Annotated in this window: 21 protein-coding genes; 9 read left to right on the top strand and 12 right to left on the bottom strand. The window is 70.1% G+C overall.

Annotated elements, in window-relative coordinates; translation table 11 throughout:
• Positions 1 to 2 precede the first annotated feature (2 nt).
• Entirely contained in the window at positions 3 to 2,327 is a 2,325-nt protein-coding gene (locus OHA89_RS35900) for an FtsX-like permease family protein (RefSeq protein ID WP_266612096.1), read from the top strand.
• Between the two features lie 101 nt (positions 2,328 to 2,428).
• Here OHA89_RS35900 and OHA89_RS35895 read toward each other — a convergent pair whose 3' ends face one another.
• The gene (locus OHA89_RS35895) at positions 2,429 to 2,833 is read right to left on the bottom strand and encodes a transglycosylase SLT domain-containing protein (protein WP_257552628.1); all 405 of its coding nucleotides are present in this window, start codon (positions 2,831 to 2,833) and stop codon (positions 2,429 to 2,431) included.
• A gap of 452 nt (positions 2,834 to 3,285) precedes the next feature.
• On the opposite strand from OHA89_RS35895, the gene OHA89_RS35890 reads away from it, so the two are divergent.
• A complete protein-coding gene (locus OHA89_RS35890) occupies positions 3,286 to 3,861 on the top strand; it encodes a GNAT family N-acetyltransferase (RefSeq protein ID WP_406367971.1) in 576 nt (191 codons plus the stop codon).
• A gap of 12 nt (positions 3,862 to 3,873) precedes the next feature.
• Here OHA89_RS35890 and OHA89_RS35885 read toward each other — a convergent pair whose 3' ends face one another.
• Together OHA89_RS35885 and OHA89_RS35880 are read right to left on the bottom strand one after the other, a co-directional pair.
• Positions 3,874 to 5,010, bottom strand: a complete 1,137-nt coding sequence (locus tag OHA89_RS35885; RefSeq protein WP_406367970.1) for a hypothetical protein — start codon at positions 5,008 to 5,010, stop codon at positions 3,874 to 3,876.
• Positions 5,011 to 5,069: 59 nt separating this feature from the next.
• Positions 5,070 to 5,498, bottom strand: a complete 429-nt coding sequence (locus OHA89_RS35880) for a hypothetical protein (RefSeq protein WP_257558769.1) — start codon at positions 5,496 to 5,498, stop codon at positions 5,070 to 5,072.
• 214 nt (positions 5,499 to 5,712) lie between these two features.
• Here OHA89_RS35880 and OHA89_RS35875 point away from each other — a divergent pair, with 214 nt between their 5' ends.
• The 3 genes from OHA89_RS35875 (at position 5,713) to OHA89_RS35865 (ending at position 8,917) form a co-directional block, all read left to right on the top strand.
• Positions 5,713 to 6,906, top strand: coding sequence for a sensor histidine kinase (locus tag OHA89_RS35875; RefSeq protein WP_266612093.1), 1,194 nt, complete (start codon positions 5,713 to 5,715; stop codon positions 6,904 to 6,906).
• Positions 6,907 to 6,977: 71 nt separating this feature from the next.
• Positions 6,978 to 7,673 (top strand): response regulator transcription factor, encoded by a 696-nt coding sequence (locus OHA89_RS35870; protein ID WP_257558767.1) that lies wholly within the window; start codon positions 6,978 to 6,980, stop codon positions 7,671 to 7,673.
• Between the two features lie 152 nt (positions 7,674 to 7,825).
• Positions 7,826 to 8,917 carry a hypothetical protein gene (locus OHA89_RS35865; protein WP_406367969.1) on the top strand — a complete coding sequence of 364 codons (1,092 nt, stop codon included), beginning with the start codon at positions 7,826 to 7,828 and terminating at the stop codon, positions 8,915 to 8,917.
• A 52-nt stretch (positions 8,918 to 8,969) separates the two neighbouring features.
• On the opposite strand, the gene OHA89_RS35860 is transcribed toward OHA89_RS35865, so the two are convergent.
• From OHA89_RS35860 to OHA89_RS35850, 3 genes are all read right to left on the bottom strand, one after another.
• Positions 8,970 to 9,320 carry a hypothetical protein gene (locus OHA89_RS35860; protein ID WP_266612090.1) on the bottom strand — a complete coding sequence of 117 codons (351 nt, stop codon included), beginning with the start codon at positions 9,318 to 9,320 and terminating at the stop codon, positions 8,970 to 8,972.
• Between the two features lie 307 nt (positions 9,321 to 9,627).
• On the bottom strand, positions 9,628 to 10,272 hold the full coding sequence (locus tag OHA89_RS35855; RefSeq protein ID WP_266612089.1) for a class I SAM-dependent methyltransferase: 645 nt from the start codon (positions 10,270 to 10,272) through the stop codon (positions 9,628 to 9,630).
• Positions 10,273 to 10,308: 36 nt separating this feature from the next.
• Positions 10,309 to 10,908 (bottom strand): TetR/AcrR family transcriptional regulator, encoded by a 600-nt coding sequence (locus OHA89_RS35850; protein WP_266612088.1) that lies wholly within the window; start codon positions 10,906 to 10,908, stop codon positions 10,309 to 10,311.
• A gap of 176 nt (positions 10,909 to 11,084) precedes the next feature.
• Here OHA89_RS35850 and OHA89_RS35845 point away from each other — a divergent pair, with 176 nt between their 5' ends.
• Positions 11,085 to 11,702, top strand: a complete 618-nt coding sequence (locus tag OHA89_RS35845) for an ATP-binding protein (protein WP_323186046.1) — start codon at positions 11,085 to 11,087, stop codon at positions 11,700 to 11,702.
• Between the two features lie 73 nt (positions 11,703 to 11,775).
• Here the strand turns inward: OHA89_RS35845 and OHA89_RS35840 are convergent, their stop codons facing one another.
• Positions 11,776 to 12,768 (bottom strand): helix-turn-helix domain-containing protein, encoded by a 993-nt coding sequence (locus tag OHA89_RS35840; RefSeq protein ID WP_266612086.1) that lies wholly within the window; start codon positions 12,766 to 12,768, stop codon positions 11,776 to 11,778.
• A gap of 137 nt (positions 12,769 to 12,905) precedes the next feature.
• A complete protein-coding gene (locus tag OHA89_RS35835) occupies positions 12,906 to 16,640 on the bottom strand; it encodes a S8 family peptidase (RefSeq protein WP_406367968.1) in 3,735 nt (1,244 codons plus the stop codon).
• A 292-nt stretch (positions 16,641 to 16,932) separates the two neighbouring features.
• Between OHA89_RS35835 and OHA89_RS35830 the strand changes: the two genes are divergently transcribed.
• Entirely contained in the window at positions 16,933 to 17,469 is a 537-nt protein-coding gene (locus OHA89_RS35830) for a hypothetical protein (RefSeq protein ID WP_406367967.1), read from the top strand.
• Between the two features lie 51 nt (positions 17,470 to 17,520).
• Here OHA89_RS35830 and OHA89_RS35825 read toward each other — a convergent pair whose 3' ends face one another.
• Positions 17,521 to 18,096, bottom strand: a complete 576-nt coding sequence (locus OHA89_RS35825) for a DUF1062 domain-containing protein (protein ID WP_406367966.1) — start codon at positions 18,094 to 18,096, stop codon at positions 17,521 to 17,523.
• A gap of 492 nt (positions 18,097 to 18,588) precedes the next feature.
• Between OHA89_RS35825 and OHA89_RS35820 the strand changes: the two genes are divergently transcribed.
• Together OHA89_RS35820 and OHA89_RS35815 are read left to right on the top strand one after the other, a co-directional pair.
• On the top strand, positions 18,589 to 18,804 hold the full coding sequence (locus OHA89_RS35820) for a hypothetical protein (RefSeq protein WP_215140403.1): 216 nt from the start codon (positions 18,589 to 18,591) through the stop codon (positions 18,802 to 18,804).
• Positions 18,805 to 19,521: 717 nt separating this feature from the next.
• Positions 19,522 to 20,127, top strand: a complete 606-nt coding sequence (locus OHA89_RS35815) for a hypothetical protein (RefSeq protein WP_257558758.1) — start codon at positions 19,522 to 19,524, stop codon at positions 20,125 to 20,127.
• A gap of 228 nt (positions 20,128 to 20,355) precedes the next feature.
• Here OHA89_RS35815 and OHA89_RS35810 read toward each other — a convergent pair whose 3' ends face one another.
• The 3 genes from OHA89_RS35810 to OHA89_RS35800 form a co-directional block, all read right to left on the bottom strand.
• On the bottom strand, positions 20,356 to 20,598 hold the full coding sequence (locus OHA89_RS35810; protein ID WP_266612082.1) for a hypothetical protein: 243 nt from the start codon (positions 20,596 to 20,598) through the stop codon (positions 20,356 to 20,358).
• A 317-nt stretch (positions 20,599 to 20,915) separates the two neighbouring features.
• The gene (locus OHA89_RS35805) at positions 20,916 to 21,308 is read right to left on the bottom strand and encodes a YciI family protein (RefSeq protein WP_257558756.1); all 393 of its coding nucleotides are present in this window, start codon (positions 21,306 to 21,308) and stop codon (positions 20,916 to 20,918) included.
• 306 nt (positions 21,309 to 21,614) lie between these two features.
• Entirely contained in the window at positions 21,615 to 22,301 is a 687-nt protein-coding gene (locus OHA89_RS35800) for an O-methyltransferase (protein ID WP_406367965.1), read from the bottom strand.
• Positions 22,302 to 22,409: the final 108 nt, after the last annotated feature.

Here is a 22,409-nt window from a genome sequence, read left to right as displayed (position 1 = left end):
CCGTGCGGGCCACTCTGCGCTGGGCGCACGCCGACTTCCGCGCACGCCGCGGCGAAGCCCTCTTCGTCGTACTGGCCAGCGCCGGGATCATCGCCTCGCTCCTGCTGGCCGGCGCACTGTTCAGCTACGCCGCCAATCCCTGGCAGCGGATCTTCAACCAGTCCCAGGGCGCGCACATCTGGCTGCACACCCGCGCCGGGGCGGACACGGACGCCCTGTCCGGCGTGGACGGGGTCGCCGCGGTCTCCGGGCCCTTCCGCACGGCGGCGACGACCGTCGAGTCGCGCGGCGCGCGGGCCGGGGTGACACTGCGCGCGGCCATGGCGACGCCACCGGAGACAGGGCGGCCGCTCGTCACCGCGGGCAGCTGGCTCGCCGCGACCGACGGCGGCGCCCCGGCAGGCACCGTCGTACTGGAATCCTCGGTCGCGCAGGCGCTGTGGGCGGAGCCGGGCGACACGGTCCAGGTCACGGGGCCGGACGGTGCCCCGCACGCGCTGCGGGTGAGCGGGATCGCCGAGGCGGCCGAGCCCCGCTACCAGCCGGGCGGCGGACCCGGAATCGGCTGGGTGCTCTCCCCCACCTTGGACGAGATCGCACGGGAAGACACCGGGCAGAGCGTGGGGCTGCGCCTGGAGGATCCGGACGACACCGACTTCATGGTCCAGCGCGCCGTGACCGTGCTCGGTGCCGACCGGGTGGCCGGCGTCACCAAGTGGCAGCAGGCCCGGGCCGAGGCGGGCGGCGACGACCGGCTCCTCGGGCAGTTGTTCGCCGTCTTCGGGCTCGGTGCGCTGCTGACGGCGGCGCTGGCCGCGGCGGGAGCGGTCGGCGCGCGGGTCCGCGGCCAGCTGAGGGACATCGCCATCCTCAAGGCGGTCGGCTTCACCCCCGGCCAGGTGACCCGCGGCTTCCTCGTACAGCACCTGGCTTTCGCGCTCCTCGGCGTTGCCCTCGGCACGGCGGCGATCGCCCTGCTGGGAGCCCGGATACCGGGGCGGATCGGGGAGGCGGCGGCGGTGTGGCAGGACCTGCCCGGCCACACCGCGCTGATGATCGGCGTCCCCTGCGGCGCGGTGCTGCTGATCGCGGCTGCCACCGCGCTCTCGGCCTGGCGGGCCGGACGGGTGCCACCGGTGCCGGTGGCACGGGCGGCACTGCCGTCCGCCGCGCCGATGACCGCGCTCGGCAGGCGGGCCCTCGGGGTACGGGTCCCTCCGGCCCTGGTCCTGGGTTGGCGCGCGGCGTTCCCGCGACGCGGCCAGACGCTCGTATCGGTGGCCCGGCTGGCCCTGCCGCTGATGCTCATCACGGTCGCGCTCGTCGCCTGGTCGACCCTGGACCAGTTCCGGAGCCGGCCCGCGCAGATGGGCCTGCCCGCGGCCCTGACCGTACGGGCCGAACAGCGCGCCGGGTCGTCCGACGCGGAGCTGGAGAAGACCCTCGAGGCGATCCCGGACATCGCCACGGTCCATCCGGGCGCGGAGATGGCGGCGCTCGTACCGGGGCAGACCGGCACCATCACGCTCCGCGGGCTGGGTACGGCCCAGCACCCGTATCCCTCCGCTGTGGTGGAAGGGCGCGCGGTCAGTGGTCCGGACGAGGCAGTGGCCGGGCAGGGGCTGCTGGATCTGCTCGGGGTGCGGATCGGCGACTGGGTAAGGATGACCGTCGAGGGACGGCCTCAGATCCTGCACCTGGTCGGCCGCACCATCGAACCCGAATCCGGCGGCCGGGTGGTCACCACGACCATCGACGCGCTGCGGGAGCGCGATCCGCGGCTGCGACCAGAGTTCCATGCCCTGGTGCTGCGCGAGGGGGCGGACCCCCGGGCGGTGAGCGGCGCACTCACCACGGCGACAGGTGGAACGCTGGAGATCCGGGAGACGCCCAATCCGGCCGACCGGCTGGAACCGGCACGCGGAGTGATCGCCGCTCTGATCGCGGTGCTGGCACTGATCGGGCTGACCGAGCTTCTGACGCTGATCGGCACGGGCGTGCGCGACCGGGGCCGGGACCTGCTCGCGCTGAAAGCGATCGGACTCACGCCTCGGCAGATCGGGGCGATGATCGTGACGGCCGCCGGTCTGACCGCGTTCGTATCCGCGCTGGTCGGGACGACGGTGGGTGCACTGTCCGGCGGCTGGCTGGTGGACACACAGGGCGCGTCGAGCGGGATCGGCGCGGGGATCGCCCACCTTCCGCCGTTGCCAGTGCTGCTGACGGTGATCGTCGGGGCCGTGCTGGGGGCGGTGGGGGCGGCGACACTGCCGGCGACACGGGCGGCACGGCGGCGGCTGGCGGACTCGCTGAGCGAGACGCTCTGACGGCGAGCGGGGCGGCCGCATACGCAAAGACGCCCGGCGGGGATGTCCCGGCCGGGCGTTTTCGTATGTCTGCTGTGTGGGTCTGCTCTGCCGCTGGTGGCTTAGTACCAGTGGTTGGCGGACCAGAAGTTCCAGGCGTCGACGGGGCTGCCGTAGCGCTCGTTCATGTAGTCCAGGCCCCACTTGATCTGGGTGGCCGGGTTGGTCTTCCAGTCCGAGCCCGCCGAGGCCATCTTCGAGGCCGGCAGGGCCTGGACCAGGCCGTACGCACCGGAAGAGGAGTTCGTGGCGGTGTAGTCCCAGCCGCTCTCGTGCGAGATGATCTTGTCGAAGGCGGCGAACTGGGCCGGGTCCTTGATCATCTGCTGGGCGATCGCCTTGGCACTCGACGGGGCGGCCTGCGCGGGAACCGCGGCCAGCATGGAACCGGCGACGCCCAGGGCGAGGACGGTACCCGCGAGGGTCTTCTTGGAAGCGGCGATGCGGCGGATGACAGCGTTGGACACGGATTGACCTTCCGAAGGGAACAAGGACGGTCGCGGCACGCCGAAGCATGCGTGAGCCACTCACGCGAAGGAGAGGGATTCGTCGGCGGCGGGTGAACAACCCCTGCCGCCCTGCGACTCATCCAGTTCTACAGACCCCCCGGGGCCCTCGCAACGACCCCTCCTACTAGGAGCCCTCGCAGTCAGGGACCGACGACCCCACGGCAGACCCGGACGGATCCGTGCAGGTGGGAGCCGGTGTCAGGCAGCGGGATCGGGCGTTGGGAAGCTACTAGCCCGGTTCGTACGTGACGTGGGTCCTATGGGGCGAGTCACCTCCAGGGCCCCCGAATCTCACCGAGTGTCATCGCTCGTACCCCTTCGAGAGGGCCGTCCGCATATCCGAATCGCCCAGGAACAGGGTTCGAAATAACCGATCGACACCCTGATCGTGATGGCGTTAGCTGGCCGGCATGCCAGAACTGCGTACCGATCGTCTTCTGCTGCGCCGGTGGCAGGAGTCCGATCTCGAACCGTGGGCGGCGATGAACGCCGATCCCGAAGTCCGAGAACACCTGGGGGCACTGCTGACGCGGGAGCAAAGCGATGCCGCGGTGGCACTCATGCAGTCCGACTTCGACGAGCGAGGTTTCGGGTGGTGGGCGCTCGAGTCACGGGAGACCGGTGAGTTCCTCGGCCGCGCCGGCTTGGACGAGGTGGACGAGGACATGCCGTTCCCGGGGGTGGACATCGGATGGCGGCTGACGCGTTCGGCGTGGGGTCACGGTTACGCCACCGAGGCCGCCCTGGCCTGCCTGTCCTTCGGCTTCGAGGTCCTCGGGCTGCCGGAGATCATTGCGTCGACGACCGTCAACAACCTTCGTTCGCAGGCAGTGATGCGCCGGATCGGCATGACCCGGAACCCGGCCGACGACTTCGAGGATCCGAGCGTGCCCGAAGGACCGCTTCGCCGGTGCGTGCTGTACCGGACCTCCCGCAAGATACCCACGGGCTGCACCACGCGGCGGGACACGGCCCCGTTCGGCTGAGCAGGTAGCAGGTCAGAGTTCGGCGGCGGTCGGCTCCGTCGCCCGCTCCCAGCTGCCGCACGGCGACGGGCCCTCGCCGGGGGCGGTCAGGCGGCGGGCGTGCGGGTGCAGGTCCGGGTCCAGGACGAGGAGGCAGCCGGGGGCGGCCAGGAAGACGTCGGCGGCGGGTGGCCCCGTGTCCACTGTCGTGCCGTGGGAGTCGATCAGGTTCAGGGCGGTGTCGGTCGCCAGCGCGAGCAGGCCCGACTCGGTGTCCCAGCGGGCGGGATGGAAGCCCGTGTCCGCGCGCTCCCATCGGAGCGTGCCGTCGAGGGAGTAGACCTGCGTCGTCGTTCTGGTGCCGTGCTCGGGGTCGCTGGTGAAACGCTGCGTGAGCGCCTGCGCGCCGAGGAGGGCGCACAACCCGCCGCGAGGGACGGCCAGCTCTCGGGGCCGCGCGGCCGGGCCTTCGGCGAGCGAGGTGGTGTGGTCGCCGACGAGGAGGGCCCGTTCTCCCGTACGGTCCAGGCAGGCGCTGCTCGCCGCGGCCTCCACGGCCGGGCCTGCGCTCCAGCCGCCGTCGCGCCGTTCGAGCGGGTGGTAGCGGGTGCCCGGTGACCGGAACGCCAGCACCGCGCGACTGCCGTCGCCGGACGTGAACAGCTGGGGGTCGGTGCCCTCGACCGGCTCGGGCGGTCCCTGCCGGCCGGGCAGTCGGAGCAGATGGCCGCCCGCGCCCTGGGGACTGAGGACGAGCGCGTCCTCGGGGGAGGCGGCCCAGAGCACCAGGTCGGTGCGGCCCGTGTCGGTACGGAGCTCGTCGCCCAAGTGCCACACCACGGAGGACGCGGGGGTCTCGTCCGCGGAGCCGGAACCGACCGCGTCGGGGCACTGCGCAAGGCAGGAGACGTACGGCCGGGAGGCCATTTCGCGGTCGCGCCAGCGGACGCTGCCATCGGCGCGGACGCCCACGAGTTCCCCGCGGTCACGGTCGAGGAGGATCGCGCCGTGGGTGTCCGCGGACAGGATCACGGGCGCGGTGAACGGGCCGGTGGCGGCCGCGGGCCGGCCGCTCGGGCCGGACTGGGCCCGAGGGCCCCAGAACGCGGCCAGGATGACGCCCGCCACCGCGAGCACCAGCAGGCCGGCCGGCCATCGTCGGGTACGCAACTCGATCGGCTCCCTCGCAACAGGTGCGGCCGGGCGGGAGACCGCCCGGCCGCCTCCGGTCAGTAGTTGATGTATGCGGCGCAGCTCTCGTCGCGCAGTCGCGAGTCGAAGTCCGCGTGCCCCTTGAAGTACGGCTTGTCCACCTTGGAGATCCGCTTGTTGACGGTGAACGTGCGGGTCTGACCGCCGCGGACGTTGTCCCCGCTGGTCCAGGCCCAGACGTCGGTTCCGTTCCCCTTGCGGACCCGCAGATAGACGTTGTTGTGCGGGTTGCCGTTGCGCTCGATGGTGAAGCTGACGTTCTTCACGTAGACGGTGTTCTGGGTGCCCTGGTCGTACTCCGTGCCGATGCTGAGGACCCCGGTGCTCTTGGTGCAGGAGTTGTACTTGGAGTCGGCGGACGCGCTCTGCGTGGCCAGGAGGGTGGCCGCGAGGCCCACCCCCACGGCCACGGCGACGGTGCGGGCCCGGACGGAAGCAGTCATCATCGAAATTTCTCCGGTGGAACGGCGCCCCGGGAAGGGGCGAGCGGCTGGGACGAGAGGAAACTACGGTCCGCGGCCGTCGCCGATCGACCGACGAGGTGTTGAACTCCTCCCCCCACCAGAGGTGGTGGACGGGACCCGGCCTCGGCCACCGGGCTGAACCCTTCTCAACCGACGGGTTGAAGACGCGGCACCGCGGCGGTCCTAACATTCCTCGGTGCACATAAATCCAGCCGCCGCCCGGAGAGCCGCCGACATCGTGCTCGGCGTGGTCGTCGCGGCGGCAGGATGTGTGGCGGGTGCGCAGTACCCCCCGGACCGGTGGCTTCCGTTCGACGGATCGGCGTACCTGCTGACCGTGGCAACGGCGCTCACCCTCACGCTCCGGCGCGACCTGCCGGTCGCGGTGCTCCTCGCCTCCTGTCTGGGATACGGCTGCTACCTCGCGCTCGGCCACCCGCCCTCGCTGAACTTCTGGGTGCCGGTGATCGCTCTGGTGAACCTCGCGGCGCAGCGCGCCCCGCGCGTGTCGAGGGCCGCGGGGGTGCTGACGGGGGCGGTCGTCCTGTACAGCGGGCTGCAGGGCGGGCTGTCGCTGCTCCTCGCGAGCATGCAGGCGGTGGTCGTGCCTGCGGTCGCGCTGATCCTCGGCACGAACCAGCGCACCCTGGCGCAGCGCAATGCGGACCTCGCGCGGCTCACGGTGCGGCTGGCCCGGGCGCAGGAGGAGGAGGCCGGCCGGGCAGTGGTGGACGAGCGGATCCGGATCGCCCGGGAGCTGCACGACGTCCTCGCGCAGCAGATGGCGGTGATCACGGTCCAGTCGGGCCTGGCCCGCTACGTGTACTCCTCCGATCCGCCCACCGCACAGGCCGCCTTGGACGCGGTGGCGGGCGCGGGCCGGGACGCCCTGGATGAACTGCGCCGGCTGCTCGGCGTGTTGAGGGTCGGCCCCGAGGGGGAGAGCGATGCGCCGCCACTGCGGCCGCTGCCGGGCATCGACCGCATTCCCGAACTGACCGAACGGGTGGAGGCGGCCGGCGTCAGGGTGCGGACGCGTACGGAGGGTGTGGTGCGGCCGCTCGGGCCGGGGCTGGAACTGTGTGCCTATCGGGTGGTGCAGGAATCGCTGACCAATGTCGTCAAGCACGCGGGGGCCACCCGGGCCGAGATCCGCATCCGCTACCTGAGCGACCGGCTCCTGATCACCGTCCGCGACGACGGGCACGGCAGCGGGCAGGGCGGCGGGCACGGCAACGATTCGGCCGTACCGAACACGGGATCGCGCCTGGGCCTCCTTGGATTGCATGAGCGCGTCAAGATCTGGGACGGTGTGCTGAGCGCGGGTGCGCGGCCGGGGGGCGGGTTCGAGGTGCGTCTTGTACTGCCGCTATCGGCGGCCCGGCGGTGACGGTGAGGGCCGCAGGACCACTGCATTACGTGCAACGACCGCGAACGAAGGCCGACCGCCGGGGGGCTCCTGTGATCAACATCCTTGTCGTGGACGACCAGGACCTCATCCGAGGTGGGATCGCCGCGCTCTTACGTGCGGCGCCCGGGACCGGGACCGTCACGGAGGCCGCCGACGGCGAGGGCGCGGTGCTCGCGGCCGAGCTCCACCGCCCCGACGTGGTCCTCATGGACATCCGGATGCCGGGGATGAGCGGGCTGGCCGCGGCCGAGAGCATCCTCGAGCTCGGCCTCACGCCGCCGCCCCGCGTGGCCGTGCTGACCACTTTCGACGAGGACGAGTACATCTACGCCGCCCTGCGGATCGGATGCAGCGGCTTCCTGCTCAAGGACATGCCGCCGGAGCGCCTGCTGAACGCCGTGGCCGTCCTCGCCGCCGGGGACATGTTCTTCGCGCCCACCGTGACCCGCCGCCTGATCGAGGCGTACGCGCCGAAGAGCGCGGCCCGGCCCCTCCGGCGGACGGTGCTCGACCAGCTCACCTCGCGTGAGGTGGAGGTGCTGGAGCTGGTCGCCAAGGGCATGAACAACGAGGAGATAGCCGCGGCCCTCGTGGTGTCGGAGGCGACCGTCAAGACGCACCTCCACCACACGATGACCAAGCTGGACCTGCGCAGCAGGGCTCAGGCCGTCGTCGTGGCCTACGAGTCGGGGCTCGCCTCCCCGGGCCGGACGGACGCGGAGCCGATGGACGCGGCCCGCATCTAGACACGGCCGCCGGTCACTGGTGCCGGGGGCGCTGCATCCGGACCTGCGGTGGCGTGATCTGATCGGTACCTGTTCCAGGTATGGGTCTTTTTTGTGGGGGATGTGCAGTGGTGGTCGGGTTTCTGTCTGATCGGTGGCGTGGACGGACAGTGGTGGTCGCGGCGATCGCCGGGTGCGTGGTGCTGGCGGCGTGTACCCCGGCGAAGGTCGAGGGGAAGAAGGCCGAGCCGGCTTCTCTTGCCCCGCCGGTCCCGACGGTGATCAGTTGGGACCAGGCCGACGAGGTCCTCAAGCGGGGGTTCCGGCAGACCGCGTCCGCACGGGACGAGAACACCTTGGCGAGCCTGCAGACCGGGTCCCTGCTCCAGGAGAGCGCTGCGCAGCTCAAGCTGGGACGGTGGCCTGACAACCTCGTGCGCAACGCGGAAAAGGGGATGTACCGGCTCGAGTACCTGATCCCCACAGAACGGGACCAGCCTGGATATCCCCGTTCGTTCGCCGTGCTCTTCCGCATGACGGAGAAGGCGGAGAAGGACCGGGCGGCCGGGCTGTACTACTTCGTCCAGGCGGAGCCCGGCGCCCCCTGGAAGGCCGCTGCCAGGACATGGGCGACCGACCGGCCCGCTCCGCAGCTTCCGCCGGAGGAATTCGAGGACCGTGGGTACGGCGCCTACGGCTTCGATGTGCGCGACGCGCCGATCGCCGCTCCGGCCCGGGAACCCGCCGGCGCCGTGACGCTTTCCCCCACCGCGGCGGCCGACCGGCGCGTGTGCGGCCAGTACGCGGAGTACCTGACCTTCACGGCACCGAACGGGGAGCCCGAGAGCGAGTACTTCGTACCGGGCAAGCTGACGGGCGAGGTCGTGAACTCCTACAACGACGAGGACAAGAGGAAGGTGTGGAAGGGCGATCTCCGGCAGCGGTACGCCTTCGAGGTCACGGGTCCCGAGCTGCCGGTGCTGCGGCTGGCGGACGGGAAGGCGCTCGTCACGTGCTCGTTCGTCCGGACCGATCACCGCGAGGGGAAGTCCGGCCCGACCACGTCGTTCAAGTACGGCAGTGAGGATGCTGCGAGCCGCCGGACGGACCAGTTGCTGGGCGGCGGCTACAAGTGGTGGCTGAGTACCGATGTGCGGCGCGGCGTGACCGCGACGTTCGAGGTACCGGTGCAGGGTCCCGCTGACGTGGTGGGGTGCAACTGCCTGAACCCGCCCGTGCTTTCCGCCGAAGGCACTCCCAAGTAGGCCCGCCCGCACCGCGTATCCAGACTACGGACCGTCCTCTTGACGCCGGCAGTCAGCTCCACCAGACGTGGAAGTTGGTGGACAGCGACTTCAGCGCACCCAACTCAGCCGCCAGCTCGGGCGCGGACACCTCAATCGGCCGCCCCTCCACCAGCGGCGCGGAGCTGTAGATCTTGCGCAGGGAGAAGTCCCAACCGGAACGATCCCCGGGATCATGTCCGACCATGACCTTCAACCGGTGCAGCTCGTAACGGATCATGGCGCTCTCCGCTCGCGTGGCGGCGCAGGAGTCCAAAGCGGACCACAGCTGCGGATCAGTCATCCGGGCGAGCCGGTCGGGGGTGAGGGTCGTGTTGTCGAGCAGTCGGCCCGCCAGGCGCCGGACCACCGAGACCGGACCCACGTTGTCCCACGAAGTATGCAGCCGTGCTTCCGCGCAGATCGGGACAACAAGCTACACGTGACACCGCCCGTGCCAAGTGCGATGGCAAGCGCCTCGCTCGCTTCTGGTGTGAGGTGTTGGGGTACGTCGTACCGCCGCCCCCGGAGGGGTTTGCCACTCGGGACGATTTCAACCGCTCGCAGCCACCTGAGCAGCGGCATCTTGATGTGCGGGTCGGCAAGAGCGTTCTCCGAGCCGGAGAGGTGGGGACGCCGCCGCCGTCCGCGATGACCGTGGCCCGGCCGACGGCGGCGCTCGTGCGAGGCTGCTACCGATCCTGGGCCCGCAGCAACAGATGACCCCGGCGATACCGCTCCCCTTCGAGGGGCTCGCGCAGCATCCGGCCGACTTCGACGAACCCGGCCTCGCCGGCCAGCCCTGCGAGGTCGTCGATCGGCCATCGGTAGGCCGTCACCACCTTGTGGTCGAACGCCTCCACCGGCCCGCCCTCAGACTCGAAGAAGGCAAGCAGGAGGGTGCCACCCAGGGTCAGAACCCGGCGGAACTCGGCGAAGTACGACGGTATTTCCTGCGGCGGAGCATGGATAACCGAGTACCAGGACACGATGCCGCCGAGCTCGCCGTCGGCCAGGTCCAGGGCGTCCATCGAGCCGACCTCGAACCGCAGGTCAGGGTATGCCTCGCGGGCAAGGTCGATCATCACCGGCGAGAGGTCGACGCCGAAAGCGTCCAGTTCCAGGCCCCGCAGGTGCGCCGTCACATATCCAGGGCCACATCCCAGCTCGGCGACGGGCCCGGCATCTGTGGATCGCGCGAGCTCGGCGAACGCTGCGATAACCGCGCGATCCAGCGGAAGGCAGTCGAGCCCATTACGGGTGAAATCTGCGTAGTGAACGGCGACGGCGTCGTAGGCATCTACTGTCACACGAAGGTGCGAGGGAAGTTCGGTCACAGGGGACGACACTAGAGCGCTCCCCGGGTCCGTAGGTCACTCGACGGCTTGCCAGGCGGGTTCGAGGCGGTCGAGCAGTGTCTGGAAGGCTGCTGTCGCCTGGTCCCAATCGCCGTCGGCGAGCGGCGCGTGGAGCAGCCCCAGGGTGGCATCGACCAGGAGCCCGGCCTCGGCAACGGCCCTTTCGTCAGACATTCCGAGACCGGCGAACGCGGAAGCGAGCAGGCGCCTCCATTCGGCGAGGAGGTTGCGCATGACCGGGCCGTACCGTCTGGGGTTGAGCACGCTGGCCGTCATCACCTCGAAAGTGACGGGGAGGACGTCACGGCGCTCCGGAGCCGTGAACTGACTCCACAGCTCTTCAATGACGAGCCGCATGCCCGCGGCATCCGCAGGTGCGCCTGCGCTGTCGAGCGCCTGCCGCAAGAACAACAGCGGTCTCCCTTCGTCCTGGGCCAGCGCTTCGGCGACCAGCCGATCTTTGCTGCCGAAGTAGTAGAGGAGCATGCGGTCGCTGGTGCCCAGCGCCTTGGCGAGTGGGCGGAGGGACAGGTCCGCCAGCCCGTTGCAGATCACGTACTCGCGGACCCGGCGCAGCAAATCTGCCCGTTTCCCCAGGTCAGCCGCCCGTCCCATGCCGATCGCCCGCCTCTGAAGCCGCCAACCCCGAATGTCGGATATAGGAGGTATTTACTGTAGCACCCGCTTCATGTATATTTGGTGTTGTAGCGAGCGCTACATGAACGCGGTCGGTGACACCGACAGCACGAGGCGTGAGGCCTCCATCAAGCCAACCGAACGGAGTGATCAGCATGGCCGCCCAGGACGTCGGCCTTCTCGCAGCACACAGTGACGGGCGGTCCGGCGGGCTTCGCCTCCGCCGACAGACCTGCCGGAGCGGGTCGGTCCTGCCGGATTTCGCGCGCGGCGGGCAGTGCGTTGACGGTCGTACCCGCGCCTCCTGGGTCGCACGGCAGATGGCACTGTGGTCGCGAGCCCTGGCCCCGTACGGCGCCTCGCCCATCTGTGCCGGCATATGGGACACGTCCTGGCCCGTGGCTCGTGAACCGGCCTCGGTCGGCCATGCCCGGCGAGTCCTTACAGCCCAGCTGTCCTCCTGGGGACTTCACGAAGTGACCGACGCCTCTCGGCTCCTGGTCAGCGAACTGGTCACAAACGCTTTGCGCCATGCTCACGGCCCGGTCCGGGTCAATCTGCGCGTGCACGGTGCCGTCCTGCGCTGCGAGGTGGAGGACGGCAGCGCGACCGGCCCCGTCCCCCGCACCGCCGGCATCGATGCCGAAAGCGGACGTGGCATCGAACTCGTCGACGCCCTGGCCCAGGACTGGGGCAGCGATCGCACGACCACCGGCAAAACGACTTGGTTCGAACTGGCCGTCCCCAACCCCGGTCACGACCAGGCACACTAGGCGTCCCCGGCGCCGCCGATGTGACGCACCCGGATGCCTCACCGGAACCGGAACGGGAACCGGCGTAGGACCTTCAGTGATGCTCTACCCAGCCGTGTCGGATGGCGTATCCGCCAAGCTGCATCCGGGTCCGAACTCCGGCTATGTCCATGAGGTGGCGCAGGCGTCGGTGCAGCGTACGCGGCGACAGACCAAGCTGTGTCGCGGCCGTCGGGTCGGTCAGGCCGGCCAGAAGCAGCGCGAGGATCCTGCGGTCAAGGTCGGTCGGGCCTTCCGGACCGACCTCGACGGTGGTTTCGGCTTCTCCGCCGGCGCCCGACAGCTCGAGCGGGTGGGCGGTGCGCCATACCGTCTCGAACAGCGCGTCCAACGCGTCCAACAGACCGCTGCGGTGCAACAGCACGGCACCGGGTTCGCCGTCCGGTGTGACCGCGAGCGGGACAAGGCCGAGGTCGGCGTCGGCCAGCACGAGTTTCATCGGCAGGTGGTCGGCGACACGGAGTTGCACGCCGTTGTTCAGCGAACGGATCGCATCGGTGATGATGCCCGGCTCTGCCAGCACGGCCCGGTCCAGTACCGCCCGGAAGTGCACGCCGCGGCCGATGGCCACGGGTTCGGCCGTGTTCTCGTCGGGCGGCACGGCCACGAACGGTGCGGTGATGAAGGTGCGGACCTGGGTGCGGGCTGCCTGCTGCACCTGCAGGAAGCGATGACGGATGGCGTCGACGCCCGTGACGACCTCGATCAGATCGTTGATGCTGCTCCCGGTCATCGCCGCCCGGTGTTCCTCGGCGAAGCTCACCAGTGCCTGCTCGGCCATGCGCAGCCCGTCCCGCCGCTGGCTGATGAGAGCGCCGAGCGCCATGGCCGGCGGGGCGGCGGTGAACTGCTCGTCCGCCGACCTGGTCACCAGTCCCCACGTGACCAGGCGGGACAAAGCCTTGTCCACGTCGGCTTGCGATACGACGAGAAGGTCCGACAGCAGCTTCGCGGTGGAATTCGGCCGTCCGAGCAGCGCCCGGTAGACGCGCTCGTCATCGGGTTCGAGGCCCAGAACATCCAGCATCGGCGACCGGCTCTCTTCCTCTTGCCGCAGCGGGGAGAGTATGCGCCATGGCGGCAGTCCCTGAACAGTCCCTGCTGGGAGCAGGTCTGACGGGAAGGGTCCCGGGGAGTCGCCTCCCCGGGACCCGACAGTGCGGTTCATCGCAGGCCGTACGCCCGGATGATCTCGTTCTTGACGCTGAAGCCGCGGTCCGTTTCGGCGCTCGCGCGGACCGAGACGAAGCCGCCGGGCTTCTTCGCCGTCCTGAACGCACCTGTCCAGGAGCCGTGGGCGTCCTCGGTCAGGGTCACCTTCTGCCAGGTGGCGCCGTCGTCGTACGAGACGTCCAGCTTGACCGTGGTGACCTTGCCCGGCACGGTGCCGCCGTCCATCGACACCGGCTTGAGCGCGATCTCCTGGGTCGCGTTGGCCTTGACGTCGCCGTGCAGGTCCGACTCCAGCTTGTAGTCCAGGTTCAGCACCGAGAACCGCTCGAAGAAGTCCGAGTCGACGGTGTCGGACATGAACGTCCACTCGGTGTGGGTGCGCGTCGACAGCCGGAAGACGTCACCGGGCCGCTCCACACCGAGCACGGCGCGGTAGGGCAGATTGCCCGCCGGCACCTCCTGCCACTGCATGTCCCCGCTGACCGGGTTGTCGTGGATCAGCGTGGCGCCCTGGAAGACCTGCAGGTGGGAGGGCGTCTCACCCCACGGCAGGAAGCCGCCCAGCCGCATGTTGTCGCTGGCGGAGGCCCACGCCTGCACGTTCCAGGTCATGTAGTTCTGCCAGCGGGAGTTGTACACGCCGAAGGACTCGCCCTGGCCGGGCCGGGTCGCCGGGGCGAACCAGTCCAGACGGGTGGTGCTGCCCTTGGCGTACGTGTTGTCGCCCGAGACCATCGACCACGGCAGGGCTCCGTCGACGCCCTGCGTGTGGAACTCCCGCCAGACCTGGCCCGGGGTCACCCATTCGGTGCGGGTGCCCGGGTGCCACTCGCGCTCGGCGAAGTTGAACGACGGGCTGAGGGTGAAGTCGGAGCGGTAGCCTTCCGCCGGCCCGCCGTCGGTGGCCGAGTAGTAGCGGGCGTCGATCCGGGCGAGGTCACCGTTGGCCGGCTTGTAGACCAGGGCCCGGTCCGGAACCTGGCCGGGGTACTCCCGGGTCAGGTCGTAGACGAACGGCGTGTACTCGGTCTGCTTCGCGGTCAGCTGGAACTTCCCTGCTTTGGCCATCGAGACAAGGGTCTTCCCCGCGTCGCGGTGCACGGTGGCGACCGGGATGGTCGACTCGCCGACGTACTCGATCAGGGCGCCGGCACCGTCGTTGACCACGATCAGCGCCTTCGCACCGGCCGCGACGGCCGCCTGGGTGCGCTCCTGCGGCGATACCTCGTCGCTGCGCTCGATGACGGCGGCCTTGCCCTTGGCTCCGGCCTTCTTGTACGCGGCCGCCGCGCCGTTGCCCGCGTAGACGACGTCCAGCTTGTCCGTGGCGGTGCCCAGGGCGCTGCCCGCCTGTACCAGGGCCTCGTACTGGAGCCGACCGCCCAGCGCGCTCAGGCTGAGCTGCGGCTCGCCCTTGCGCCAGCGGGTGGTCAGCATGAACTCGCCCTGCTTCATGGGCTCCGTCGGCGCGATGTAGACATCGTCGTACGTCAGCGGCAGCACGTACGCGCTGCGGTAGTCCATGTACGGGTCGAGGCCCTTGTAGTGGACGTTGAAGTCGACCTTGCGCTGGCGGTCCTCGGTGCGCTGCGGCGCCTCCGTCTGCAGCAGCCGTGCCTTGCTCGCATCCAGCACCACGTCCACGGGGCGGTCCTTGAGCAAGGTCTCCGGTTGGACCAGCACGGCCAGACCCGAGCGGTCCGCCTTCTCGCCGGCCACGTCGAGGTACGCCGCGACGGTGTACTGGCCGGGTGCCATGCGCATGGTCGTCGAGCCGTCGACGTAGACGTTCCACGGCCAGAAGTCGCCGGCCAGGTTGACCGTGGCCCAGCCCGCGGCGGGCTTGCCGTCACGGCCGACCAGTTTGATGTTCAGGTCGTAGCGCTCCTCCTCCTTGAGCAGCGCCACGGAGGTGCGGGTCACCGGCTTCCCGGTGGTCGCGTCGGTGCCTGTCACGTAGCCGACGTGCCGGCCGGCCGAGGCGGTTTGCGGGTCACTGGTCACCGGGACGGCGGCGGTGCCGCCCGCGGGGACGGTCACGGTGGTGGCTCGCAGCGTGAACGGGCCGCCGTCGTTGGTCAGCGCCAGGTTCAGCCTGACTTCGGTGGAACCGGAGTTGGTGAAGGTCAGGTCCTTCGTGACGGCGACGTCGCTCGGCTCGTGCGGCCATGTGTAGTTGCCGAAGAAGAGCGATCCGGTGCTGCGGACGGTGGTGCGCACGGCGGCGGCCACGTCGAGGCGGCCGGCGCCGACCTCGTACGGCGAGTACCGGTCGTGCAGGTCCTTCGCGGTGCTCATCAGGTGTTCCTTGAGCTGGGCGCCGGTCCAGTCCGGGTGCTGCTGGGCCAGGATCGCCGCGGCGCCGACCACGTGCGGGGTGGCCATCGAGGTGCCGCTGAGGGTGCGGTACAGGCCCGCGCCACCGTCGGTCATCTCCTGGGAGCGGGCCGCGGTGATGTCCACGCCGGGCGCCGCGATGTCCGGCTTCATGGCGCCGGAGTAGGCCAGCGGGCCGGTGCTGGAGAAGGACGCGAGCTGGTCCTGCTTGTCCGTGGCGGCCACGGTCAGCGCCGAGGCGGCCGCACCCGGGGCGGATATGCTCTCCGGGCCGGCGTTGCCGGCGGCAATGACGAACAGCGTGCCGTACTGCGCGGACAGCGCGTCCACGGTCTGCGACATCGGGTCGCTGCCGTCCGTCGGGTAGGAGTCGCCGAGGCTCATGTTGACGACGTCCGCACCGGTCTCGGCGGCCCACTGCATGCCGGCCATGACCCAGGAGTCCTGGCCGTAGCCCTCCGCGCCGCCGAGCACCTTGCCGACGACCAGGTCGGCGCCGGGGGCGACACCCTTGTTGTCACCGCCGGACGCGGCGCCCGAGCCGACGATCGTGCCGGCGACGTGCGTACCGTGCCCGTTGACGTCGGTGACGGCCTCTCCCGGCACGAAGCTGGCCGTGCCGTCGATCAGGCCCGCGAAGTCGGGGTGGTTGACGTCGATGCCGGTGTCGAGCACCGCGACCTTGACGCCCTTGCCGGTGTACCCGGCCGCCCATGCCTCGGGCGCGCCGATCAGCGGCACGCTCTCCTTGAGGCTGGCCTTCACCCGACCGTCGAGCCACAGCTTCGCCACGTCCGCGCCCAATGTCGCGCTGCCCTGCGGCGCGACGGTGGTCCAGAAGGTGCGGGCCTGCCGCTTCTCGGTGCTGAGCGCGGCACCGCGGATGCCCTTGAGGTCGCGGGTCAGCTTGCTGCCCCGTGGGGCCGTCGGCGGGGCGGCCGAGCGGGACTTCGACTGGGCGTAGGTCGCGATCAGCGGCACAGCGGCCGTCTTCGCGTCGTCGTAGCCCATCTCGATCAGGTCGGTGACGTTGAACAGCCGCCGGTCCAGCTTGTCCGCGCCCAGCAGCGGCGCCGCCTCGTCCGGGATGACGAACAGGTCACCCTTGATCTCCTGGACCTTGACGCCGCCGACGGCGCTGTCCGGCCGGTCGACGTCGGCGATCTGCTTGCCGTCGGCCATCGTGGTGACCGTGACGACGTCGCCGGTGACCAGGGTGACCTTGTGGGTCGCCGAGGGCTTGGCTGGAACGGTGGGCTTGCTCGGAGCGGCTTGAGCGGGCGCTTGCATGACTGCGAGCCCCGACGCCAGCAGCGGCACCACGGTGGCGGCCGAGATCAGCTGCCAACGCCTGCGCCGGAAGGCGGAAGCCTGAGAGGGGGAGAACATGCCATGGGTCTATCGGCCCAGGAACGCCGACGTGAAGACCTGCTGACGGCAAGTCCTCGCCATGGCAAGGACTTGCCAGCCGTGAACCGCGCGAATCCGCGCAAGGCCACACGTTCCGCACGTAGGCATTCAGCCGGCATGTGCAGCGCGAAGCCGACCCTTGCCGACCGCTCACCGCCCGGGTGACAGGGCACAGGCCACCATGGTCAGCCCAGGCCCACCCCCCTAACCTGTGACCGGCCGCCGGAGCACGACGTCCCGGCTGCGGGCCACATGAGTGCGGGGGACGAACGTGAGCAGGAGCAAGGGCGTAGCCGTGTGGGCGGCCGTGGCAGGGGTCGCGGCGCTCGCGGGCACCCTCGTCGTCGGCGGGGTCGTGCTGGCTTCGGCCGAGGATGACGGCCGCGACGGCTGGGTCCGGGAACCTGCGGGCGCGAAGGCCCCGGCCCGCGCAGGCGGAGACCCCTCGCGCGACACGGTCGCGGCGGAACTCGCCGCCGCCGCCACCGCCGCCGGGCTCACACCGGACGCCCCGTCCCCCGCCGAGGAGGGTGAGCTCGCCGACTGCATCGCGGACTGGACGGGCGACGGCCCCGCCGACGACGGCCGGCTGGCGGCCCTCGAAACCGCCCTGGAAGAACGCGGCTGGCAGGTCACGGCCCGCCACGGCGAGCCCGTTCCGGCGGTGGCGCTGACCAGCGGATCCTGGCGCCTGGAGTTCACCAACGGCGGCCTCGTCGACAAGCTCTCGCTGGTGGCGACCCGCTCCGGCCGGACCTGCGACGAGGCCTTCCGACGCGCAGAAGCGACCCGGGCGCCGCGGGGCTAGGGCCTGTCCGGCGGATCGGATACTGCCGGACAGGCCCCGGGCCGGACGGACTCAGCGCTTGAGCATGAAGGTGAAGTCACCCGAGAGCTTGCCGCTCAGGCGGACTGTCGACACGAGGTTCCCCTCGGCGAGCAGTCTTTCGACCTCGGCACGCGAGAGGCCGAAACCTTCGGCGATCAGTCGCATCGGCCGCACAGGAATCCGCGCCGCAAAGCGGACCGATACCTCGATCGCCTCACCCTCCGGCTGATGCGGTTGATGCGGTTGACGCGGCTGATCCGGCGCGCCGCTGTCGAGGCGCCATGCGTTGTCCCAGTCGAGGGCGATGCGATTGCGGCGCCGTACGACCGGGTCCTGGAGCAGTTCGGCTGCCAGGCCGGGGTCATTATCGTGCATCAGGTTCAGGAGCTCGGGTCGTACGGAACGCACGTTCATCCGCTCCAGGACGGTGAGTTTGGTGGTGTCCCCGCACTCGGTGCACAGTGCGAGGAGCCAGGCGTCGAGGAGCTTGTGGTTCGCGTTGACGCGGAATTTGCCGTTCGCCCGGAAGCGCCCGGAGGCGCACCTGTGGCAACGGCGGAGAACTATTGGCAGGCAGGTGGGCACGACCACCCAGGTTTTGGACACAGAAATACACCGGTTCCAGTGAGAAGACCGCAGCGAAAAGGAGCACGTCGCACAGGTGCGACGCGCGACGGATCAGCGCTCGGGGGGTCTCACTTGGTGTACAACGGCACGTCCTTGACAGGGTGACTGCGGGCGGGAGCACGGTAACGGCACACGGGAGTGCGGCTCCACTGGTTTTCGGGCGGGTGGCGACGCCGCGCGGCGAGCGCCCGCACCACCCTCGCCCCCCGGACATCCCCTAGCGCCCGATCCAACGGGCCGTTGCACGGGCTGTGCCCCGAGGGCTAGAGACGCAGGGGCCTGCCACAGCGAAGTGGATGGAAATGACCACCTCCACCGGCACTCGTCGGCTTCCCCAAGGCGGCCCGGCCATTGTGGCGCCCATTCGGGTCAGTCCCTGGCCGTGCCTGACCCCCTCGTCGGGCGGCGCTTCGCATGCTGGACACGGCACTGTCGCGTATCCGCCCTTTCCCCAACGACAAGGAGTACCGGATGTCCTCGGACGTGGTTGAACGCTTTCTGGCGGCTCTCGATCCGACCACCCGGGAGGCTCTGGGCCGCCAGGAGCGCGGGGAGCAGGAGCGGCTCGCCGCTGCGTGGGAGAAGGAACTCGAACAGGACACCGACCTCGACACCCTGGACGAGCTGTCGCCACCGGCTGCCGAGCAGGAGGCTGCCCGTCGGGTGGTGGAACGACTCACGGAGTAGGCCGTTCGGCTCGCGAACAGATCCCGCAGGGCCCGCCTCGGCGCTCATCAGGTGTGGAGGCGGCCGTTGGGACCGTCCTGGTCGCCGGCCTCGTTGAACCAGTAATCCCCACGGCCAGGCACCCCAGAGAGAGCCGTCGTCATGGACGGTGCGTAGAACAAGCGCGCGTCGCCGACGGGCATGCGTCGCGAGCGAGGAGCGGTAGCGTCTGCGGCGCCCGGTCAGGACACCGTCCACGCCCAAGCACGAAGGCCCCTGCCGGGCCCGTAGTCACTCGACCGGGTCCTGCCATGCACCCGACCCGGCCAAGGGCCCTGCCCTGCGTACTGCGCCCTCGCGAGGGAATCACGGCGGCGACCTGGTCCTCAGACGCCGCCCCCTGGTCAACTGTCCACACCGGGCCCCCAGCTGCCCAGCCCTCCCCGCCACGCAGGGTGGCGACCGAGTCCTGACAGCCCGTCACGTGAGCCGGGAAGGGTGAGGGTGCCGTGCCTGCCCTCGACCCGCCGCCGGCCCGAGAGACCGGTCTTCGACAGAGGTCGAGAGAGCCTCCGCCCCAGAGAGCCGGTGAAGTCGACATGTGAAGACGCCTGCCTGGACGGGGCAGATGCCACGTACGGTCGGGCGGTGGACCGTGGTGTGCCGTCACGGCTGTCGCGCCTCACCCGGTTGGAGACCGGTCTTGTCCGTTGACGTCGCCGGAACAGGAGCAAGCAGATGCGCCTTTACGCCCAGACTCGAGCACGTCGTTGCCGACAGGTGCTCGCTGACCTTGTCGCCGTGGTCCTGGTGGTGGCCGCAGTGAGGTTCGCGCTGGCTGTCCGCAATGGGATCATGCTGCTGGCCGAGCCGGGGCGGAAGGTGGAGGACGCGGGCGGCAGTCTCGCCTCCGGCCTCAACGATGCGGGGAATGCGGCCTCGAACGTGCCGCTGGTCGGGGGCATCCTGAAGAAGCCGCTGCAGTCCGCCGCCGAGGCCAGCAACGGGCTCTCCGATGCCGGGCAGTCGATGCAGGACATCGTCGGCCGTTTGGCCAACCTGACCGCATTCGCTCTGATCGTCACCTCGGTGGCGTTCGTACTGGCCCTCTGGCTTCCCCCGCGCGTGCGCTGGATCCGGCGCAGTGCTCTGATCCGAGGCCTTGTCGACGCTCCCGGCGGTGCTGATCTGCTTGCACTGCGTGCCCTGACCGGGCCGGTGGCAGACCTCGCCGCGGTCTCCGTTCCGCCCGGGGGTCTCGCCGATGCCTGGCGCCGGGGAGACGAAAGCGTCATCGGTGACCTGTCCCGGGTGGCGCTCAGGCAGGCCGGTCTGAGCCCCTGAAGGCTGCCGTTGATGCCCCGTCGGCTTGCAGTGACGGCGGCGGGGACTGAGCGTCATCGCAAGGGGGCAGGCGCGGGCCTGGGGTCCCCAGTGCCGTGACCCGGCGGCCCGGGACCTCTGCGGGGTCGGGTGGTCAGGCCGGCGTGTGCAGCGGCCCCTGAGCGCGGAGACGCCGCAAGGGCGGTTGCCGTCGTCGGCAACCGCCCTTGAGACACTACCCAGTTGTTACTAGGCGCCCAGGTGACCGGCCTCGGCCCACTCCTTCTCGCCCTCCGTCGCGCAGGTCGAGGTGTACACGGGGCCGAGCACCGCCGGAACGGCCGCAAGGGAGGAACAGTTGGACGAGAAGGCCTTGTGGCCGCCGGAGAAGTAGTCGATGTCGACACCGTCGTTGGCCAGGGCGGCGCCGGCGCCACCCAGCAGGACGCCCGCAGCCAGGACAGACGTGGTCAGAGCAGAACGGATACGCATGGCTCTCCTAAGGATTCCTCGAAGACGCGATGGCAGATGTGCGCGTCAGCCGGTGCAACATCAAGATGAGGCTGTAGGGAACGCAGACTCACTCCGATGGCTCCGTAACTGCCCTCGGCCGCCGGAATCGCATGCCGACGAAGACGACCGGCCGTGTCCGGCGCCGCCGTACTGCGGCGCCGGCTGATCGCCCTTTCCGGCCCCTGAACACCCACCCGTCCCGCGCCGACCGACAACACCCGCGCTCTCAGTCCGTCCGGTCCGGCTCGCCGGGGCCGGCCCGTGGCCGGGCACTGCCGTGGACGCGATCTGTCGGCTCAGGCCTCCGTCGGGCCCTCGGGGATCGGGTGTACTTCGACCGGGTCGTTGCCAGGCTTCCCGCCCGGTCCGGGGCACGCCGACGCGCGTGCGGCGATCTCCAGGGCCCGGTCCTCGCTCTTGACGTCGACCACCCAGTACCCGGCCAGGATGTGTCCCGCCTGAGCCGGCCCGTCGGTGACCTGCGGCCGGCCGTCGCTTCCGGCCCGCACCGTCTTGACCAGTGAGGGGCCGCCGAGGCCCTGTCCCTCGACCCATTCGCCAGCGGAGGTGAGGTCATCGTTGAGGGCGCCCATGTGGGCGAACATGGCCTCCATGTCGTCCTTGGAGTACGACGACATGATGGCGTCCCACTGATCGGCAGGCACGTTCATCTGGATCATGTACTTCATGTTCCTCACCCTTCCGGGGCGGTTGCTGGGCTTCTCGCGCTTACAAAGAGGTAGACAGCCCGGCGCCACAAAACTCATCGGCGCCCCCAGCACCAAATCGGTGGAACCAGCCGAGGGACACCCCCGAAGGCGATCAGCGCCGAGCCGAGGGGCGCACCGGCGAACACGCTGAATGCTTCCGAAGGGCCGTGCACTCAAAGAATCGTCCGGGTACCCGCGCCCGGCAGGTGCGCCGGACCGACGGTCGAGTACGCACCCGCGAGCCCGCCGCCACCTCTGACGACCAGGTAGTTCCGTGCCTCGGTGTCAGTCACGCAGGCGCGAGACGAGAATCATCCCGCTCGAGTACTGGAGCAGGGCGCACACCACGCGAGGGTCTTCGAGCAGTTGCTCGGGATCGCATCCATCGATGGGTTTGCGAAACTTGCGCCAGTACGGGTTCATGTCGTCGATGAGCAACTGCCCACCGGGCCTCAACGCGGTGATGGCGTCATCAAGCACCGAGGCCTTCAACTCTCCCGGGATGTCCAGGAACGTCAGGTCGAAGGTTCCCAGGGTCGGGATGACCTCCCGGGCATCGCCGACGACCAATGACACCCAGTCAGGCCAGCCCGCACTCGACACCAGCTCGGACATGTTCCTGTCGACCTCGACACTGACCACCTCGACGTCGCTGCGGCTGCGCAGCCCGTGTGCGACCCATGCGAGTCCGACACCGGCTCCTGTACCCAGCTCGAGAATGCGCCCGCCGGCAGGAACCGCTGCCGCCAGCACGGCCATCAACGCGCCCACCTCGGGACGGGAGGACTTGGCGAAGCCCACCCGCCGCGCCCGCCCGTAGGCGGCGCTCACGGCGGTGGGCACTTGCAAAGCAGTGCGGGCACCCAGGCTGCGCTTGATCCGCTCGACCTCTGACGCCGACATCTCCCCATCGAAGGTCAGACTGACACTCGACTCCGCTTCCGACCCGCCGGCAGCGTCCAACCGGTCCATTTCACGTCCTCTTCCAGGTGGTCCTTCTGGCGCCCGGGTACAGGCTCACAATGAGTCCTGGTACAAGTTCCAGCCGTGAACTAGCGGCAGCCACAGCCTGACGAGCTC

The sequence above is a fragment of the Streptomyces sp. NBC_01546 genome, assembly GCF_045208355.1.
Classification (GTDB): Bacteria; Actinomycetota; Actinomycetes; order Streptomycetales; family Streptomycetaceae; genus Streptomyces.
The sequence above is the reverse complement of the archived record's forward strand: the minus strand, read 5'-3'. Positions and strand labels throughout refer to the sequence as shown.

Coding starts and splice junctions, on each gene's coding strand:
- OHA89_RS35800 (WP_406367965.1), bottom strand. CDS start 22,301: ATGGACCGGTTGGACGCTGCCGGCGGGTCGGAAGCGGAGTCGAGTGTC.
- OHA89_RS35835 (WP_406367968.1), bottom strand. CDS start 16,640: ATGTTCTCCCCCTCTCAGGCTTCCGCCTTCCGGCGCAGGCGTTGGCAG.
- OHA89_RS35880 (WP_257558769.1), bottom strand. CDS start 5,498: ATGATGACTGCTTCCGTCCGGGCCCGCACCGTCGCCGTGGCCGTGGGG.
- OHA89_RS35890 (WP_406367971.1), top strand. CDS start 3,286: ATGCCAGAACTGCGTACCGATCGTCTTCTGCTGCGCCGGTGGCAGGAG.
- OHA89_RS35815 (WP_257558758.1), top strand. CDS start 19,522: ATGCGCCTTTACGCCCAGACTCGAGCACGTCGTTGCCGACAGGTGCTC.
- OHA89_RS35845 (WP_323186046.1), top strand. CDS start 11,085: ATGGCCGCCCAGGACGTCGGCCTTCTCGCAGCACACAGTGACGGGCGG.
- OHA89_RS35840 (WP_266612086.1), bottom strand. CDS start 12,768: ATGCTGGATGTTCTGGGCCTCGAACCCGATGACGAGCGCGTCTACCGG.
- OHA89_RS35820 (WP_215140403.1), top strand. CDS start 18,589: ATGTCCTCGGACGTGGTTGAACGCTTTCTGGCGGCTCTCGATCCGACC.
- OHA89_RS35850 (WP_266612088.1), bottom strand. CDS start 10,908: ATGGGACGGGCGGCTGACCTGGGGAAACGGGCAGATTTGCTGCGCCGG.
- OHA89_RS35810 (WP_266612082.1), bottom strand. CDS start 20,598: ATGCGTATCCGTTCTGCTCTGACCACGTCTGTCCTGGCTGCGGGCGTC.
- OHA89_RS35805 (WP_257558756.1), bottom strand. CDS start 21,308: ATGAAGTACATGATCCAGATGAACGTGCCTGCCGATCAGTGGGACGCC.